This is a genomic window from Pseudomonas sp. P4_B3, assembly GCF_056402295.1.
Map to the genome: position 1 here is coordinate 13,667 of NZ_JBFUHR010000014.1, position 17,035 is coordinate 30,701.

Annotated in this window: 14 protein-coding genes; 2 read left to right on the top strand and 12 right to left on the bottom strand. The window is 59.8% G+C overall.

The features are described 5' to 3' along the window. Positions 1-262: 262 nt before the first annotated feature. From argE to AC1DWG_RS17250, 10 genes are all read right to left on the bottom strand, one after another. A complete protein-coding gene (gene argE, locus AC1DWG_RS17205) occupies positions 263-1,420 on the bottom strand; it encodes an acetylornithine deacetylase (RefSeq protein ID WP_477765504.1) in 1,158 nt (385 codons plus the stop codon). Then, complete coding sequence (locus AC1DWG_RS17210; protein WP_477765503.1) at positions 1,417-2,571, bottom strand: NAD(P)/FAD-dependent oxidoreductase; 1,155 nt, start codon at positions 2,569-2,571, stop codon at positions 1,417-1,419. Before AC1DWG_RS17210 ends, argE begins: the two co-directional genes overlap by 4 nt. Next, a complete protein-coding gene (locus AC1DWG_RS17215) occupies positions 2,568-3,959 on the bottom strand; it encodes an FAD/NAD(P)-dependent oxidoreductase (protein WP_477765502.1) in 1,392 nt (463 codons plus the stop codon). Before AC1DWG_RS17215 ends, AC1DWG_RS17210 begins: the two co-directional genes overlap by 4 nt. Beyond that, a complete protein-coding gene (locus AC1DWG_RS17220) occupies positions 3,941-4,249 on the bottom strand; it encodes a (2Fe-2S)-binding protein (protein ID WP_052964739.1) in 309 nt (102 codons plus the stop codon). Before AC1DWG_RS17220 ends, AC1DWG_RS17215 begins: the two co-directional genes overlap by 19 nt. Next, entirely contained in the window at positions 4,246-6,090 is a 1,845-nt protein-coding gene (locus tag AC1DWG_RS17225; RefSeq protein ID WP_477760490.1) for an ABC transporter ATP-binding protein, read from the bottom strand. The genes AC1DWG_RS17220 and AC1DWG_RS17225 overlap by 4 nt, the downstream gene beginning before the upstream one ends. A gap of 1 nt (position 6,091) precedes the next feature. After that, on the bottom strand, positions 6,092-6,964 hold the full coding sequence (locus AC1DWG_RS17230; RefSeq protein WP_477765500.1) for an ABC transporter permease: 873 nt from the start codon (positions 6,962-6,964) through the stop codon (positions 6,092-6,094). Then, positions 6,961-7,917, bottom strand: a complete 957-nt coding sequence (locus tag AC1DWG_RS17235; RefSeq protein WP_477755196.1) for an ABC transporter permease — start codon at positions 7,915-7,917, stop codon at positions 6,961-6,963. Before AC1DWG_RS17235 ends, AC1DWG_RS17230 begins: the two co-directional genes overlap by 4 nt. Before the next feature lie 46 nt (positions 7,918-7,963). Further along, positions 7,964-9,610, bottom strand: coding sequence for an ABC transporter substrate-binding protein (locus AC1DWG_RS17240; RefSeq protein WP_477765498.1), 1,647 nt, complete (start codon positions 9,608-9,610; stop codon positions 7,964-7,966). Between the two features lie 85 nt (positions 9,611-9,695). After that, a complete protein-coding gene (locus AC1DWG_RS17245; protein WP_477765497.1) occupies positions 9,696-10,970 on the bottom strand; it encodes an NAD(P)/FAD-dependent oxidoreductase in 1,275 nt (424 codons plus the stop codon). A gap of 36 nt (positions 10,971-11,006) precedes the next feature. Next, positions 11,007-11,675 carry a haloacid dehalogenase type II gene (locus AC1DWG_RS17250; protein ID WP_150752413.1) on the bottom strand — a complete coding sequence of 223 codons (669 nt, stop codon included), beginning with the start codon at positions 11,673-11,675 and terminating at the stop codon, positions 11,007-11,009. Between the two features lie 861 nt (positions 11,676-12,536). On the opposite strand from AC1DWG_RS17250, the gene AC1DWG_RS17255 reads away from it, so the two are divergent. Next, the gene (locus AC1DWG_RS17255) at positions 12,537-14,024 is read left to right on the top strand and encodes an aldehyde dehydrogenase family protein (RefSeq protein ID WP_477788071.1); all 1,488 of its coding nucleotides are present in this window, start codon (positions 12,537-12,539) and stop codon (positions 14,022-14,024) included. A 146-nt stretch (positions 14,025-14,170) separates the two neighbouring features. Here the strand turns inward: AC1DWG_RS17255 and AC1DWG_RS17260 are convergent, their stop codons facing one another. Further along, positions 14,171-14,482, bottom strand: a complete 312-nt coding sequence (locus AC1DWG_RS17260) for a cache domain-containing protein (protein ID WP_477765495.1) — start codon at positions 14,480-14,482, stop codon at positions 14,171-14,173. 310 nt (positions 14,483-14,792) lie between these two features. Here AC1DWG_RS17260 and AC1DWG_RS17265 point away from each other — a divergent pair, with 310 nt between their 5' ends. Beyond that, entirely contained in the window at positions 14,793-15,413 is a 621-nt protein-coding gene (locus tag AC1DWG_RS17265; RefSeq protein WP_477765494.1) for a glutathione S-transferase family protein, read from the top strand. Between the two features lie 144 nt (positions 15,414-15,557). Here the strand turns inward: AC1DWG_RS17265 and AC1DWG_RS17270 are convergent, their stop codons facing one another. Beyond that, positions 15,558-16,964, bottom strand: a complete 1,407-nt coding sequence (locus AC1DWG_RS17270) for a purine-cytosine permease family protein (RefSeq protein WP_477788072.1) — start codon at positions 16,962-16,964, stop codon at positions 15,558-15,560. Positions 16,965-17,035 lie beyond the last annotated feature (71 nt).

Genomic DNA, 17,035 nt, shown 5'->3' on the forward strand with positions numbered 1-17,035 from the left:
GTTCTGCGCAGTGGGCAACCCGGCATGGATGCCGGGTTAGCCGCGCACGGCCATGGATGGCCGATCGCGGCGGGCCCACGGAGCAGGACCGGAGCGAGGGCATGCCGAGCCTAGGCGAGGCACCGAACGAAAGGGGCAGAAGCGCTTTGGTTACTTTCGCGCTTTTCGAAAGTGACTCGCTGTAAAAGCGAAACCGCCAGCGGCCATGACCGCAAAAACGGATATGTACACCGATCAATGTTCGGTGTCAGCAAGCGGGACACTAGAGCCGCATCGAGCCCAACAACCCTTGCAGAAAGTGCTCGCCGGCTTCCATCTGGCTGATCTCGATGAACTCGTCAGGCTTGTGCGCCTGTTCTATCGAGCCCGGGCCACAGACCACAACCGGCACATCCAGGCGTTGTTTGAACAACCCGCCCTCGGTGCCGAACGAAACTTTGGCAGTGCCGGTGTCCGGCGCGGCAAAGTTTTTCAGAAAACGCACCGCTTCAACGCTCGGGTGGGTATCGAGGCCCGGATAGACGTTCAGGGTTTCGATCTCGATATCCGCCACGCTGGACAGCTTTTTGGCTTCGCGAACGATCAGTTCGGCACGCTCGCGCATCTGTTCCAGGAACTGATCCAGGTCGTCCGCTGGCAAGTTACGCACTTCGAAATCCAGGGTGCACAGGTTCGGCACGATATTCAGCGCCTTGCCGCCGACAATCTGCCCGACATGCACGGTGCTGTAGGGCACGTCATAGTCGGCATCCTGGGCGCCCTGCTCTTGCAGTTGCTGCTGGCTCTGACGCAGTGCCGCGATGAAATCGCAGGCCACATGAATCGCATTGACCGAACGCGGCGCCAGCGAGGAATGCGCTTCCAGACCGCGACAGTAAGTGCGGTAAGAACCCTTGCCCTTGTGCCCGAGCACGAACTGCATGTTGGTCGGCTCACCGATCACGCACAGAAACGGCCGCACCGGCGCCAGATGCAATACATCCAGTAAGCGTCGAACACCCACGCAGCCGATTTCTTCGTCGTGGGACAGCGCCAGTTGCAATGGCCGACTCAACGGATGATCGGCGGCATCGAGCATGGCGTCGATAGCCAACGCGACAAAGCCCTTCATATCGCAACTGCCACGGCCATAGATCCGACCGTCCTGCACGGTCGCCTGAAACGCTGGAAAGGTCCAGGCCTGCCCCGCTGCCGGCACCACGTCGGTATGGCCGGACAGCAGAATCCCCGGCACCTCCCGCGGACCAGTACTGGCGAACAGGTTGGCCTTTTTGCCGCTGGTGTCCTTGACGATCAGCGACTCGATGCCCTTGCTCAGCAGCAGATCGCGCACGTACTCAATCAAGGCCATGTTCGATTCCGCAGAAACGGTTTCAAAGGCCATCAGGTGTTTAAGAATCTCCAGTACACGAGGCTTCATGAGGCCTTGCTCCGTTGCTCGACTGAAGAAGCGAACCGGTTGATGGAGAACGGCAAAATCGAAGTGCTGGTGCTGCCGGTGCTGATCAGTTCCGCCATCACGTCGCCCACGCCCGGGCCGAGCTGGAAGCCATGACCGCTGAAACCGAACGCATAGAACAAACCATCAACGGTGCCGCTCGGCCCCATTACGGGCAGTGAATCAGGCAGGTAACCTTCGATACCACTCCAGACCCGAATGATGTTCAGGTTGCCGACACCCGGCAGCAGGCGACGCATCTGATCGAATTGATTGAGAATGCTGCGCGGCTCGACATAGGCCCGGCGGTTGAGCATGTCCGGCTCGCTGCGATAGCCGCCACCGATGATGATATTTCCACGGGGTATTTGGCGGAAATAAATCACTTCCTCGGGAATCTTGGTATAGACACCGATGACTGTCGGCAAGGCGTAAGGCACTGGCTCGGTCACGGCCATTTGCGGACCATGGGTTTCCAGCGGCACCGGTTCGCCGAATTGCGCCGAGAGTTTTTGGCCCCAGGCGCCAGCGGTGATCAACAGCTGGGCGGCGCTGAACTGACGACCGTCGGTGGTGCTGATACTGAACTCGCCGCCGACCTTTTGCACCTCGGCCACTTCCGTGCGCTCTTCGATCTGCGCACCGAGGCGTCGTGCCGCGCGGGCAAACGCCGGGGCCGCCAGACGCGGGTTGGCGTGCCCATCGTGGGGGGCATAGGAGCCGCCTTTCACATCCGGGCCGAGAAACGGAAAGCGCTTATGTAATTCGTCGCCACTAAAGATCTTCAGGTCCAGCTGCTCTGCCTCAGGGGCGTCTGCGTAGGCTTGCAGCTCGGCGATCTCGTCTTCGCGGTAACACACCCGCATATGCCCACTGGCGATGAATTCCAGGTCATCGTCAATCAGTTCTGGCAGACGCTTCCATAACGCCCAGGAACGATTGGCCAGTTCCAGCTGCCCGAGGTATCGCCCTTGACGTCGCACGTTGCCGAAATTCACACCGCTGGCGTACTGACCGATCTGGTCGCGCTCCAGCAAGATCACCGACTGCCCGCGCAGGCGCAGGAAAAACGCCGCCGCTGAGCCCATCAGGCCGCCGCCAACAATCACGACATCGGCTTTCTGTACCGTCATGGCGACACCTCCTCGGTGAGTATCGAAAGGGGTTTGACCGGCGCTTGACCCCGTTGTCGGCCAACCTGTTGCACGCTGACGCCCGCGGCGGCGGCAATCACCTCTGCCCCGGCCTGGGAGCAATAACGGCCCTGGCAGCGGCCCATGCCGACCCGGCTGAAGGCCTTGGCCCGATTGACTTCACAGGCCCCCTTCTCACTGACGGTCCGACGCAACTCGCCGGCCGTGATCATTTCGCAGCGGCAGACGATCGCCTCGTCCGGCAGCGCTTTGGCCTGGGCGGAGGGCCAGGGAAACGCCTGCGCCAGGCCGAGGCGAAATTCATCCATCACCGCCAGCGCGTGCCGTTGTTCGTCGCGCAACCCGACGTTCATCGGTTGCTGCTGATCCTCCAGCAGCGCCATGGCCACCAGCCTCCCGGCGTGTTCGGCCGCATCGGCACCGCGAATCTTCGAGCCGTCACCGGCGGCATACACGCCGCTGACCGAGGTCCGGCCGTCTTCATCCGTGGCCAGCCACCATTGGCTCGACGCTTCATCGAAGCGCATACGGCAACCGGCCAGGTCGGCCAATTGAGTTTCCGGACGCAGGTGATAACCGAGGGCCACGGCATCGCAATCCACCGTCAAGGTATCACCGCGCGCCGTGCGCACGCGTACGCCACTGACACCGCTGGCCGCATCGCCTAGCACTTGAAGCGGTGAAATGCCCAGGTGCACCGGGATCTTCGCCCGGTAAAGCTGCGCCAACAGTTTCATCCCGGTGAACAGCAACCCCGGGCGCGCCAGCAGTTTCGGCATGGCAAGGATCCGTTTGCTCAACGGCGAAGTGTCGAGCACTGCCGCGACCTTGGCTCCCGCCTTCACATACTGACTGGCAACCAGATACAGCAACGGCCCGCTGCCCATGAACACCACGCTGTGGCCGATGGACACAGCCTGAGATTTCAGGGCGATCTGCGCACCGCCCAGGCTATACGTGCCCGCTAACTGCCAGCCTTCAATCGGCATCAAACGGTCGGTGGCGCCGGTGCAGAGGATCAGCGCGTCGTAATCCACCGTCGAGTGCTTGCCCTGGCTGACACAGCACAGTTGCCCCGGCGTCAGGTTCCACACCAGTGTGTCCGGACGATAATCAATCTGCCCGCGCAAACGGTCGAAGCTCTGGTGCAGGTCGTTGGCCTTGGCGGCTTCGGTGCCATACAGCGTGGCGTAATCCCGGGTAAACCTTTCGGGTTGGCGCCGGTAGATCTGCCCGCCATCCCGTCGATTTTCATCGATCAGGATGGGCTTGAATCCAGCGGCGACCAGGGTTTCGGCGCAACGTGTACCGGCCGGCCCGGCGCCGACGATTACGACTCGATGAGGGTTCAGCCGCGCAGTGGCCATATCGCCTCCGGTTGTGTGGTGACAATATCCAGCCCTTCACGGACCTCATTGGAACAGGCGCGTAGACGTTCGCCGCTGCGGGTCCAGACCCAGCAGTCCTGACACGCGCCCATCAAGCAGAAACCGGCGCGGCGGCCAGAATCGAACTCCGATTGGCGCAAGGCCGAACCCTGAGTCAGCAACGCGACCATCAGCGTATCGCCCTGCAGCGCCTCGATAGGTTTGCCGTCTACCTGAAGTTTGATGATGGGCCGGCCCTGTTCGGCCAGCCTTACGAAACGCCCGTTCATGCATAGGCTCCCACGGTCATGCTGTTGGAATCCTGCTGAGTTTTCAGCAGCTCGGCACTGTCGTGATGGCAAAGGACTTCACTGCCGCCAACGATCATCCGACGGTCCGGCGGTACACAATTGCACAGGCCGTCGACCCGCACCGGGCAGCGATTGAGGAACGTGCACAGTCCCGGCACATTGGCTTTTGCACCAATGGGCGGCAGCGTGCCGCAGGTCGTTGTTCCACAGCTTTCCAGCCAGCCCTGACGCAACTCCGGCACCGAATGGATCAACAAGTCGGTGTAGGGGTGGAACGGTGCCTGGGCGTACGACTGGCGACTGCCGGCCTGGATCTTGTGGCCGCTGTACATCACCACGATGTCGTCGCACAGCGCTCGCACGGTGGAGATGTCATGGCTGATGAACAGATAGGACACGCCCAGTTGCTGACGCAGGTCGCGCAACAGTTCGAGAATCGCTGCACCGACCACGGTATCCAGTGCCGAGGTCACCTCGTCGCAGAGAATCAGATCCGGCTTGGCGGCCAGGGCCCGGGCCAGATTGACCCGTTGTTTTTGCCCGCCGGACAGTTCGTTCGGACGACGTTCAGCCATCGTGCGTGGTAAACGAACGAGATCCAGCAACTCACCGATACGCTCGCGCAATGCTGCACCCTTAAGCCCGAAATACATTTTCAGCGGGCGGCTCAGAATAGTGCTGACGCTGTGCATCGGGTTGAGTGCGGTGTCGGCATTCTGAAAGACCATTTGAATGCGTCGGAACTGCTCATCGGTGCGCGACGACAGGCTGCCACCCAAGGGCTGGCCATCGAAGGTCAGTCCCCCGAGCGCCGGCTCCAACAACCCGGCCACCACCCGTGCCAAAGTCGACTTGCCAGAACCTGACTCACCAATGACGCCAATCGCCTGGCCCCTACGCACGGTCAGATCAATATCCTCCAATACGAGGATCGATGGCATGCCATGCGCGTTCTTGTTGCCGTAACCGGCGGTCAGACCCTGGATGGTCAGCAAAGGAGTGTCTTCAGCAACACCGCAGGGTGGACGGATAGTGGTGTCCGGCCGTGCTGCCGCCAACAAGCTGCGGGTGTATTCGTGGGTCGGGCCTTTGAGCAAGGGTGCCGTGGCGCTCTGTTCGAAGATCTCGCCGCCATTGAGCACCACGATCTGATCGGCCATCTGCGCCACTACCGCCAGGTCGTGGGACACGTAGACTGCCGTCGCGCCACGTTCACGGACCACCCGTTTGAACGCCCGCAGTACATCAATCTGGGTGGTCACATCAAGTGCCGTCGTCGGTTCGTCGAGTACCACCAGCAATGGATCGCTGATCAGCGCCATGGCCGCCATCACCCGTTGCAGTTGCCCGCCGGAAACCTGATGAGGGTAACGCTGGCCAATGTGATCGGGGTCTGGCAGGGCCAGGTCGCGGAACAACTCGATGGCCTTGGCCTCAAGCACAGCCCTGCTGCCCAGACCATGAATCAACGCACCCTCCACCACTTGGTCGATGAGCCTTTTCGCCGGATTGAACGCCGCGGCGGCGCTCTGGGCGATGTACGACACACGGTTGCCGCGCAAGCCTTGCAGCTCGCCTTCGCTCAACGCCAGCATGTCGTGTTCGCCGATCTGCACCACCCCGCCCGCCAACCGACAACCGCGTCGGGCATAACCGAGTAACGCCAGGGCGATAGTGGTCTTGCCGGAGCCGGACTCACCGATCAGCGCCAGCACTTCGCCTTTCTGCAGGGAGAAGCTTACGCCCTTGACGATTTCCACCTCACCAAGCTCGCCACAGGCGACCACTCGCAGGTCCTGAACCTTAATTAACTCACTCATTTCAATGACCTCCCGAACGTCGACTACGTCGCGACGACAGTCGGTCGATAAACAGATTCACACCGATGGTCAGGGTGCCGATGGCCAACGCCGGAATCACGATGGCCGGCGCCCCCTGGTTGAGACCGCCGATGTTTTCGCGCACCAGCGACCCGAGATCGGCATCCGGCGGTTGCACACCCAGCCCCAGGAAACTCATGCCACTGAGCAGCAGCACGATGAAGCCAAAGCGCAAGCCCAGGTCCGTCAGCACCGGGTTGAGCATGTTCGGCAGGATTTCCACGCAGGCGATGTACAGCCGACGCTCGCCGCGAGTACGGGCCACTTGCACATATTCCAGCGCTTCGATGTTTACCGCCATGCTGCGGGCGATGCGGAATGCACCCGGGGTGAAGCTCAATACCGCCGTGCAGATCAGCAAGGTGACCGAGGAGCCGAAGGCCGAGACCATGATCAACGCCAGCATCTTGCTGGGGATCGAAATGAAGGCGTCCATCAAGCGACTGATCAACTCATCCAGCCACTTCGGCGACACCACCGACAGCAACGCGAAGCTGGTCCCCAGACCGCTGGCCAACACCGCCGCCACCAAGGCCAGGCCGACGGTGAATCGTGCGCCGACGAGGATCCGGCTGAGCATGTCGCGGCCCAGGTAATCGGTGCCGAACGGGTAAGCAGCGCTCAGGTTGTCGAAGACATTGTCGGAGACCACTTCCCCCACCGGATGCGGTGCCAGCCATGGGCCGAAGATGGCCACCAGCAACCAGATCACACACATCGCAGCGCCGATCAGGCCGAGCCAGGACGATCCGTGGGAAACCTTGCCCAGCGCCAATTTGGTAGTAGCCGGCGATTTCACAATGAGATTGTTCATTGATTTCTCAGCCTCGGATTGGAAAGAATCGCGCACAGGTCGGCAATCAGCACCAACGTCAAATACGCCGTACAAAACAACATGGTGCAGGCTTGAACCAGGGCCATGTCGCGGTTGGTCACGGCATCGACCATCAGGCTGGCGATGCCGGGGTAGTTGAAGATCGTTTCAACGATCACCACCCCGCCCAACAGGTAAGACAGGCTCAAGGCGATGGCATTGGCGATGGGCCCGATGGCGTTGGGCAAGGCATGGCGTAGAACGATCCGGATCTTGCTCACACCTTTGAGCCGGGCCATTTCCACGTAAGGGCTGTCGAGCTGATCGATCACCGCCGCCCGGGTCATGCGTGCCATTTGCGCGACAATCACGCAGCACAGCGTCATCACCGGTAAGGCGTAAGTGCGCATGAATTGCCAGGGTGACGTGATGTCACTGGCGTAGGACAACGCCGACAACCAACCCAGGTTCACCGCGAAAATCAGCACCGCCAGGGTCGCAACCAGAAACTCTGGCACCGCCACCATGGTCAAGGTAAAAAAGCTGAGGACACTGTCGATGCGCCCGCCCCGGCCCATGGCCGAACCGATGCCCAGAATCAACGCCACCGGCACTGATACCAGCGCCGTGGCGGCCGCCAGCATCAGGGTGTTGGGCAGACGCCCGGCCATCAAGTCGCGGACCGGCATGGCGTTGGATACCGACTGCCCCATGTCACCGCCAAGCAGGCTCATCAACCAGTGCAGGTAACGCAACACACCGGGCTGATCCAGCCCCATTTTCAGGCGCAAGGCTGCCACCTGCTCGGGCGTGGCGAATTGCCCCAGAGACTGTTGTGCCGCGTCTCCCGGCAGCACCGCCGTGATGGCGAACACCACCATGGACACAATCAACAAGGTCACGATCGCCGTGCCCAAGCGCCGGCCGATCAACCACAGTGTGTTGCTATTCATCACCCTATCCTCATGCAATGTAGCTGCAGCAAAAACCCGACTTTCATCAAGCGTCCAGCCAGACCTGCTCGGCAAACATGTACCCCATGAAACCGCCTAGAGGGTTGGTGCCGTAGCCCTTGATTCGCTGATCGGCGGCATCGATGTTGCTGATGAACACTGGCACGCCGATACCGCTGTGCTCATGCACCAGGGTTTGCATATCTGCGTACATCTTGCCGCGCTTGGCCTCGTCGGTTTCACCTCGGGCTTGTACCAACAGCTGGTCGAACTGTTCGTTTTTCCAGCCGGATTCATTCCAGGGTGCTGTCGACTGGAAGAACTGCGAGAAAAGCATGTCGGCATTGGGGCGCGGGTTGATGTTGCCGAAGCTCAGCGGGTGCTTCGCCCAGTGATTGGACCAGTAGCCATCGCTCGGCAGACGGTTGACGTCGAGCTTGAGTCCAGCCTCTTTGGCTGACTGCTGCAACAGCACGGCGATGTCCACCGAACCGGTCGCGGCCGGCGAGCACATCAGCGGCATCGTGATGCTTTCCATGCCGGCCTTTTTGAGCAGGAACTTGGCTTTTTCCGGATCGTAGGCACGTTGTGGCAGGTCGGCGTTAAAGAAGCGCGCACCCGGTGCGATCGGGTGATCGTTGCCAACCCGGGCGTAGCCACGGAATATCGCCGACTTGATTTGCTCGCGGTCCATCAAGTATTTCATGGCCTGGGTGAACTCCGGGCTTTGGCCCGGCATCTGGTCTTGACGGATGATCAGGTCAGTGTAGTTACCCGACGGCGAGTCCACGACCCGATGCTTGGGGCTGGCCTTGATGCGAACCGTTGAGCGCGGGTTAACCTCGTTGACGATGTGCACGTCGCCCGACAACAGGGCGTTGATCCGTGACGACTCATCGGCAATGGAGATAAATTCGATCTCGTCCAGATAGGGCAAGCCGGGTTTCCAGTAATTGGTATTGCGCACAGCAATCGAACGCACCCCGGGCTGGAACTCCTTGGCCTTGAACGGACCGGTACCGATGCCCTGGCTGAAATCGCTCGTACCCTCGGGAACGATCAACATGTGAGAGACGGCAAGAACCGACGGCAATTCAGCATTCGGGCCGCTCAATTGTATCTGCACTTCGTGGGTACCGACGGCCTTGACCTCGGCGAACTGCGACGCCAGCGGCAGGACCTTGGAACCGGTGAGTGGATCCTTGTGCCGCAACAGCGAAAACACCACGTCGGCGGCGGTCAGCGCCTTGCCGTTGTGGAAGGTCACTTCCTTGCGCAGGCTGATCACCCAGAGCGTGGCGTCAGTGGTTTCGATACGCTCGGCCAACTCCAGTTGCGGCACCATATGGCTGTCGAAACGCGTCAGACCGTTGTAGAACATGTAATGGCGCACGTAGTCGGTGGACCCTGAACCTTTGGCCGGATCCAGGGTGTCGGCGGTGGAACTGGACGAGCCTGAGACGCGGATACGACCGCCGGGCTTGCCTTTGCCAGGGCTTGCAGCCTCATCATCGGCAAACAGCTTGCCAGCGGCGCCGAACAGACTACTGGCACCCGCGACAGCCACCCCGGCCAACCCCAGCATCTGCAATGCATTGCGGCGTGACATGCCGCGATTGAGCCCTTCGAAAACGCGCAGACTTTCTTCACCGGTGATCAGCTGGGAGTCGATATTATTTTTTTTGTCAGTCATGTCAGTCCTACCTTTCGTCAATGATCAGGCTCAAGTGCTGCTGATTAAGCGCAGCGTGGTTGAAACGTAAAGCAACACCATGAACTCAGTGCAGGTAGTCCTGCAGGCGGTAATACGCCCCCACCAGAGGCAGGAACCAGGGTTTTCCGAAATGCCCGGGAATGGCTGGCCAATCGAGTTCGCGCCACGGATTGGCCTCGACCTTGCCGGCCATTACCTCAGCCATGACCTGCCCCATGTGCACCGACATTTGCACCCCATGACCGCTGTAACCCATGGAGTAATAAACCCCTCCATGCTGCCCGGCGCGGGGTAACCGATCGGAGGTCATATCCACCAGGCCACCCCAGCAGTAATCGATCTTCACGCTAGCCAGTTGCGGAAACATCTGGACCATCGCCGCCTGCAATACCTTGCCGCTCTTGGCGTCGGAAATGCTGTCGGACATGGCAAACCGGGCACGACCGCCAAACAGCAAGCGGTTGTCCGGTGTCAGGCGGAAGTAGTTACCGATCATGCGGCTGGTGACATAGGAACGCCGTGCTGGTAGCAAGCTGTCGATCAGGGCCTGCGGTAGCACCTCGGTGGCGATCACGAAACTGCCCACCGGCACGATCCGCCGCCGATACCAGCCCAATCCGCCCTGCTGGCACGTGCCTGTGGCCAGCAGAATCTGCGTGGCGTGTAGCGAGCCCTTGGTGGTATTGACCTGATAGCCGCCGGCACTGGCCTTCCAATCCGTCACTGACACGCCCTGAAAGATCAATGCGCCGTGACGTGCTGCCGCCTCGGCCAACCCGACACCGAAGCGCCCAACGTGCATCTGCACGCCGTTGCGCTGCAGCATGCCTCCATGGAACTGGGTCGAGTTGGCTTCAGCACGGGCTTCTTCTGGAGAGAGCAACTCGACCTCGGCGTCGACCTCCCGCCGAATCAATTCGCAGGTGCGCGCCAAACCTTCGTAATGCATCGGTTTGGCGGCCAGCTTCAGCTTGCCATTGCGCTGTAGGTCGCAGGCAATCTGCTCCTGCTCCACCAATGAAACGACGCTCTGTACGGCGCTTTCATAGGCTTGGTAATAAGCACGCGCCTTATCAGCGCCGAGGCTGGCGCTGAGTGCCGCGTAGTCCTGGGCAACGCCGGTGCTGCAGTGGCCACCATTGCGCCCCGAAGCCTCGCCAATCACCCGCCCTCCTTCCAGCACCACCACACTGGCCCCCTTCAAGGCCAGGGCTCGGGCCGCGGCCAGGCCAGTGAGACCACCACCGACGATGGCCACATCGACCTGCCCGGGCAATGCGCCGAGCTGTGCACCGGTGAATTGCGGTGCGGTATCGAGCCAATAGGACTCACTGCCCATGTCTAACCCCTTTTGCCTTGAAGAGTGCCTTGAGACTTAGAGACCGACCAACCCGGGCAATGCGCCGATATCCGGGATCTGGTGGTAGCCATAAACGGCATTCGCCGGCTGTTCATGACCACGAGCAACGAAGGCTTTGTTCTTGATCTTCATGTCGTTGGCCGGCATCAGGTCGTAACGGAAGCTCGAGGACACATGCAGAACGTCCTCAGGCCCGCAGCCGAGGTTATCGAGCATGAACTCGAAGGCGGCCAGGCGCGGCTTGTAGGCCTGGGCTTGTTGGGCAGTGAAGACTTTATGGAAGGGAGCGCCGAGCTTGTCGACGTTGGACATGATCTGCTCGTCCATCGCGTTGGAGAAAATCACCAAGGGAATCTTGTCGGCGATTTTTGCCAGGCCGGCCGGTACGTCGGCATGTGGCCCCCAAGTCGGTACGGCGTCGTAGTAGAGTTGGCCTTCACCCCGGTACTCGACACCCCAACGCTTGCAGACGCGCGCCAGGGCGGTCTTGATGATCTCATCATACGGCCGCCAGTCACCCATCACCTGATCCAGACGATAGGCGGAGAAGTCCTTGACGAACTGATCCATTTGCTCAAAAGGGACACGATCGGCGAACAGTTCGCGCGTCATGTTTCCCATTTGAAAGTTGGTCAACGTGCCATAGCAGTCAAAGGTAATAAACTTGGGTCGAAGAAAGCTCATGAGTGCGGTCCTTAATGATTGTTGAGGTCATGACGGGGCAAGCAGTTACTCCGCTCTGGAAGCATCGGTGCAACGCTGCATCACGGATTTATTACAACACCAAGAGACCATGCATAAACTGTTAAAAGTATAGGCTGCTTGGTACAAACCACCGTTTTGCAGGGCTTGCTCAGCAGACTTTGCGGGACGCTCCAGACTCGGGCGCTCCACCCCCTGTTTCTACGCCTTTGCGGGCTTTTATGGTGCGCTGGCAAGCCACGCACAATGCAATGTGCGGCAGTATTTATGGCTGGCGGAAGGAGAACGAGGGCATTCTCTGAGGCGCGCCCGCTGATTGTGCTGCGAGGTGAGGCGGGGCCAATCAAGCGTCAATGCGCGCTGGGACAACCTTGCTTCTATTAGCGATAGCCGTGACATACCGGTCAAAACAACATCTGTACGCGTCGCGACAGCTCTACAAAGGCGGCGCATCGCACGATGCATCACCACGCCCCCACCTGCCTATCTATATGACCCATCACCGCCACCGATGTGCCTACGAACGCACTGACCAGGAATGGTCTCACTGAGCGGTCTATCAGAAGGTTTACTAACGAAATCGGTTCAACTTGTTCTCATACAAAGTCAGCCTGACAGATACGGCAGATTCTCCCTTGCAAACCTGAAGAACAGCACATTTTATCTGGCACGCTTTGCTAGCTTATTGAGAAGACCCGGCATAGCGATGTCCTGGTCGCCACGGCGATGTTCTGGTGATTTCCACGTTCGGCTTGATCTTTGTTTCAGCGGCCTTGCAAGGTCGCGAGCCAGACCGCCCTCTGCTGCTTGCAGTGCCTGTTACCGCTCTAGGGAGCCAGTTGAATGACAATACAATCTTCGAATAGCTACAGCATTGATCCGCAAACGGCTCAGAAATTTTATATCAATGGCTGTTGGTCTTCCCCGGCAATCCCGGCAAGTTTGCCGGTGGTCAATCCGGCAACTGAAGAGGTCGTTGCGCAGGTCGCGCAAGGCTCCGCCGCGGATGTTGATCGGGCAGTAGCTGCTGCGCGCGCAGCGTTTCCTGGTTGGTCTGCTACCCGCGCAGAGTCACGCGCGCTTGTCCTTGGAAAGATCCATGAGCTCATCCTTGAGCGAAAAGAAGTGCTCGCGCAGGCCCTCTCTCTCGAAATGGGCGCTGCCATCGGTTCCGCCCGGGCAATGCAAGTGCCTCTCGCGGCCGAACACGTTCGGGTCGCCCGCGATCTGCTGTCCACTTATCGTTTCCAGACGGTTGAAGGGGGAACCGCGATTGAGCGCGAACCCATCGGCGTCTGCGGTCTCATCACCCCGTGGAACTGGCCGCTTTATCAAATCACCGCGAAAGTCGCCCCGGCTATTGCTGCCGGATGCACTGTGGTCCTCAAACCAAGCGAACTGTCGCCTCTGAGCGCCCTTCTTTTTGCACAACTGGTCCATGACGCAGGCCTTCCACCAGGCGTCTTCAACCTCGTGAACGGAAGTGGATCCGAGGTCGGCGCAGCGATGGCTGCGCACCCTGATATCGATATGATTTCGATTACCGGCTCCAACCGCGCGGGGGCGCTGGTCGCACAGGCGGCCGCCCATACGGTGAAGCGGGTTACACAAGAACTTGGAGGAAAATCCCCGAACATTCTGCTTCCCGACGCCGACTTCGCCAAAGCCGTCCCACTGGGCGTGATGTCAGCGTTCCGCAACGTCGGACAATCGTGCAGCGCCCCGACACGAATGATCGTACCTAAGGATCGGCTGGCGGAGGTTGAATCGCTGGCAGCCGAAACCGCCAATGCGATCATCGTGGGTGATCCGCAATCGGAAGCTACGGTGCTCGGTCCCATTGCCAACGAGGCCCAGTTCAATCGCGTACAAGCCATGATCGAGGCTGGCCTGAGTGAGGGCGCAAAACTCGTTTGCGGCGGACCAGGACGTGTGCCGGGTTATGAGAAGGGCTTCTACACTCGACCGACAGTATTCTCCGACGTAGATACCGCAATGCGGATCGCCCAAGATGAAATTTTCGGGCCGGTGCTGTGCATCATTCCGTATGAGACGATCGATGAGGCGGTCCTTATCGCGAACGATACGGTATACGGCCTGGGCGCCCATGTTCAGTCTCAGAACCTTGATCTTGCACGTGCAGTTGCCTCTCGTATCCGCGCGGGGCAAGTGCATCTGAATTACCCCGCCTGGAATCCAATGGCTCCATTCGGTGGTTACAAACGTTCTGGTAATGGTCGTGAGTATGGTGTCTACGGCCTGGAGGAATACCTGGAAACCAAGGCAATCATTGGATTTGGCGGATCACTTGATAGTACTTCCCGCACGTAGAACTCATTCAAATGTTCGGTGCCGTCCAATTCGGCTAGCCGCCGATGCGGACGCCCATCGCGCAGCCCCGTCGCGAACGCTTGTTGCGCCAGCAGAAAACACCGATCTCACACTCCTTGCGGTGGTTGCTGTTGGTCCCTGTCGGATTACTTGATTGCATGGCAGCCTACCGCCACGACGTAACCGCTCACCCGCTGCAAAAAAGTCCTCTTGTATTCGTTCTGCCCAGTGATGGGGTTGCGCCACAGGTAAGCAATTTCCCCTTTTTCATGGGCGCTCATTTGCTTGTGGATGTCCTCGCCAATAGGCTTGTCGTCGACTGAACGCAGTGACTTGAAGTCGGTGCCGATCAACCGGGACGAAAAGCCGCGAGCGACAAACCGTTGGGTTTTCAAGTCCACCACGAAGGCATAAAGATCCTCCTGGGTGAACCGCTTATCGTTATTTGAAGGTTTCACCGCCAGTCAGGACCCGATGACCGCCCACGCAACAGCGCTCAACACGAGCGCGCAATCAGGCGCGCCCGATGAGTGACATGCGCATCGGAAGTTCGAGGTGAGGGTTGACTGAAGAGCTTGTGAAACGCCTAAAACATTTCGAGAGGCTATTATCAAACGCGATGAAAGTAGTTTTCGTACAGGGATAAGCCTTGTCGCACAGGGGTATGGACGAACACTGTTTTTGCATATCAGTGCGGCGGATTTTCATCATACTGACATGATTGGCAGTGTTCGGTGGCTGCCTGTGTCCCGACAGGAGCAATGACCCATGAACGATCAAATCGAACTGTACGGCGCGAACACCGGCAACAGTCTGCGGGCCGCGATTGCCCTGGAAGAATCCGGCATCGCCTACACGGCACGCAGGCTCGACCTGTATGCGCAGGAACACCGTGGCCCGGCCTTCCTGGCGCTGAACCCGGCCGGGAAAGTCCCGACCCTGATCGACCACGGGACCACGCCGGCGCTGGTCATCAATCAGTCCAACGCCATCATCCAGTACGCCGATGCCAAGGCGCCGGGACGACTGGCGCCGGCGCAGGCCGGACCTGAGCGTATCCGGGTGATTGACCGCTATTTCTTTTTCGTGACCGATGTCATCGCCCCCAGCCATGCCGCGTTTTTTCTGCACCAGGCGGGGCAGGACAAGGCGGCGGCGATCATCGATCTGCGGGTGATCGAGCAACTCACCTACGCGGAAAGTTTTTTGACTGCCGGGTTCATGGCCGGAGCGCAGTTCTCCATGGCCGACATTTCGGCGTTCACCATCGCCACAGCGTTCCGTGATCGACTGGAATGGAAAGAGCTTCCGCAACTATCGCGCTGGTTCGTCTCGGTCGAAGCCAGGCCGGCGGTACAACGCGGCCTGAATGCGTTCAAGGATGCCTGAGTGGTCGATGTGCTGACGCTTATGTAGGAGCGAGCCCTGCTCGCGATGGACGTCAACGATAACGCGTGCTTACCGGTTAAACGCGCCGTACTTGAGTCTTTCGCGAGCAGGGCTCGCTCCTACAAAGTGCGGCATTCCAATAGATCAGTCGGTGTAGCCGAACTTCACCGAACGGCTTTCCAGCGCCTGGCTTCGCGTAGCGAGGCAGTAATACAACGGACACGTCACCACCAGCCCCACCAGCCATGACAGGTCCGCGCCGTCCACCAGATTGGCGTACGGTCCGACATACAGCGACGTATTGGCGAATGGCAGCTGCACGATGATGCCGATGAAGTAGGCAATGATCGCGTGCAGATTGAAGCGACCGTAGATGCCGCCGTCAGCGCGGAAGATCGAAGCGATGTCATAGCGACGACGCTTGATCAGGTAAAAGTCGATCAGGTTGATCGAGGCCCACGGCACTAACACCAGCAACAGCGCGAGAATCAGGCCGATGAACTGCGAAATGAAGTTCGCCGAAGCGCCCAGCGCCACCACGCAGCAACCGGCCAGTACGATGCCCGACAACACCACGCGCACCTTGATGCTCGGCGTCCACTGGCTGGCGAAGGTCTGGATCGAAGTGATGATCGACAGCACCGCGCCATACAGATTCAAGGCGTTGTGGCTGATGATGTTGAGCAGGAACAGCACCATCAGGATCGGCCCCAGCCAACCGGTGGACTGCTTGACCGCCGCCATCGCCTCAGTGCCTTCCGGGGTTGCCAGTACCGCCACGGCGCCGAAAGTGAACGACAGGATCGTGCCCAGGGTCGCCCCCAGGTAAGTGGCGAAGAACGGACGGGTGATACCGATATCCGCCGGCAGGTAGCGCGAGTAGTCCGACACATAGGGTGAGAAGCTGATCTGCCAGATGATGCCCAGCGACACCGTGGCCAGCCAGCCGGACAGGTTGAATCCGCCGCGGGTGAAGAAGTCCGCCGGCAGATCATGGGCGAAGATATAGAGAAAGCCAGCGAGCAACGCGCTACCCATCACCCAGGTGCCGATGCGGTTCAGGGTATGGATGAAGCGGTAGCCAATCACGCCGATGGCGGTGGCGCTGAGGGCACCGATGAGAATGCTGGCCGGCACCGGAACCGACGGCGCAATGCCGACAATCGATTTGCCTGCCAGCACGATGTTGGAAATGAAGAAACCGATGTAGATCAACGCCGCGAAGAACACGATCAGCAGAGCGCCGTAGCGGCCGAACTGCCCACGACTCTGCACCATCTGCGGGATGCCCATGCACGGCCCCTGGGCCGACGCCAGCGCAATCACCACACCGCCGACCATGTGCCCGAGGGCAATCGCCAGCAGGCCCCAGAACAGGTTGAGGTGGAACACCTGGACCACCATCGCGCCGGTGACGATGGGCAGTGGCGCGATGTTGGTGCTGAACCACAGGGTGAAGAGATCGCGGGCCTTCCCGTGGCGCTCTGCGAGTGGAACGTAGTCGACCGTGTGGTTCTCGATCAACGGATCTTGCCGGGACATCTGGGACATGTGCATGAACTCGAGTTTGTCTGTTCTTATCTTTGTATGAAGCCAAACCGGGGGGACTCTTTGGCCGCCCC

What these genes read in the sequence shown, in the direction of transcription:
- argE (WP_477765504.1), bottom strand. Translation starts at nt 1,420, where the DNA reads ATGAAGCCTCGTGTACTGGAGATTCTTAAACACCTGATGGCCTTTGAA.
- AC1DWG_RS17210 (WP_477765503.1), bottom strand. Translation starts at nt 2,571, where the DNA reads ATGACGGTACAGAAAGCCGATGTCGTGATTGTTGGCGGCGGCCTGATG.
- AC1DWG_RS17215 (WP_477765502.1), bottom strand. Translation starts at nt 3,959, where the DNA reads ATGGCCACTGCGCGGCTGAACCCTCATCGAGTCGTAATCGTCGGCGCC.
- AC1DWG_RS17220 (WP_052964739.1), bottom strand. Translation starts at nt 4,249, where the DNA reads ATGAACGGGCGTTTCGTAAGGCTGGCCGAACAGGGCCGGCCCATCATC.
- AC1DWG_RS17225 (WP_477760490.1), bottom strand. Translation starts at nt 6,090, where the DNA reads ATGAGTGAGTTAATTAAGGTTCAGGACCTGCGAGTGGTCGCCTGTGGC.
- AC1DWG_RS17230 (WP_477765500.1), bottom strand. Translation starts at nt 6,964, where the DNA reads ATGAACAATCTCATTGTGAAATCGCCGGCTACTACCAAATTGGCGCTG.
- AC1DWG_RS17235 (WP_477755196.1), bottom strand. Translation starts at nt 7,917, where the DNA reads ATGAATAGCAACACACTGTGGTTGATCGGCCGGCGCTTGGGCACGGCG.
- AC1DWG_RS17240 (WP_477765498.1), bottom strand. Translation starts at nt 9,610, where the DNA reads ATGACTGACAAAAAAAATAATATCGACTCCCAGCTGATCACCGGTGAA.
- AC1DWG_RS17245 (WP_477765497.1), bottom strand. Translation starts at nt 10,970, where the DNA reads ATGGGCAGTGAGTCCTATTGGCTCGATACCGCACCGCAATTCACCGGT.
- AC1DWG_RS17250 (WP_150752413.1), bottom strand. Translation starts at nt 11,675, where the DNA reads ATGAGCTTTCTTCGACCCAAGTTTATTACCTTTGACTGCTATGGCACG.
- AC1DWG_RS17255 (WP_477788071.1), top strand. Translation starts at nt 12,537, where the DNA reads ATGACAATACAATCTTCGAATAGCTACAGCATTGATCCGCAAACGGCT.
- AC1DWG_RS17265 (WP_477765494.1), top strand. Translation starts at nt 14,793, where the DNA reads ATGAACGATCAAATCGAACTGTACGGCGCGAACACCGGCAACAGTCTG.
- AC1DWG_RS17270 (WP_477788072.1), bottom strand. Translation starts at nt 16,964, where the DNA reads ATGTCCCAGATGTCCCGGCAAGATCCGTTGATCGAGAACCACACGGTC.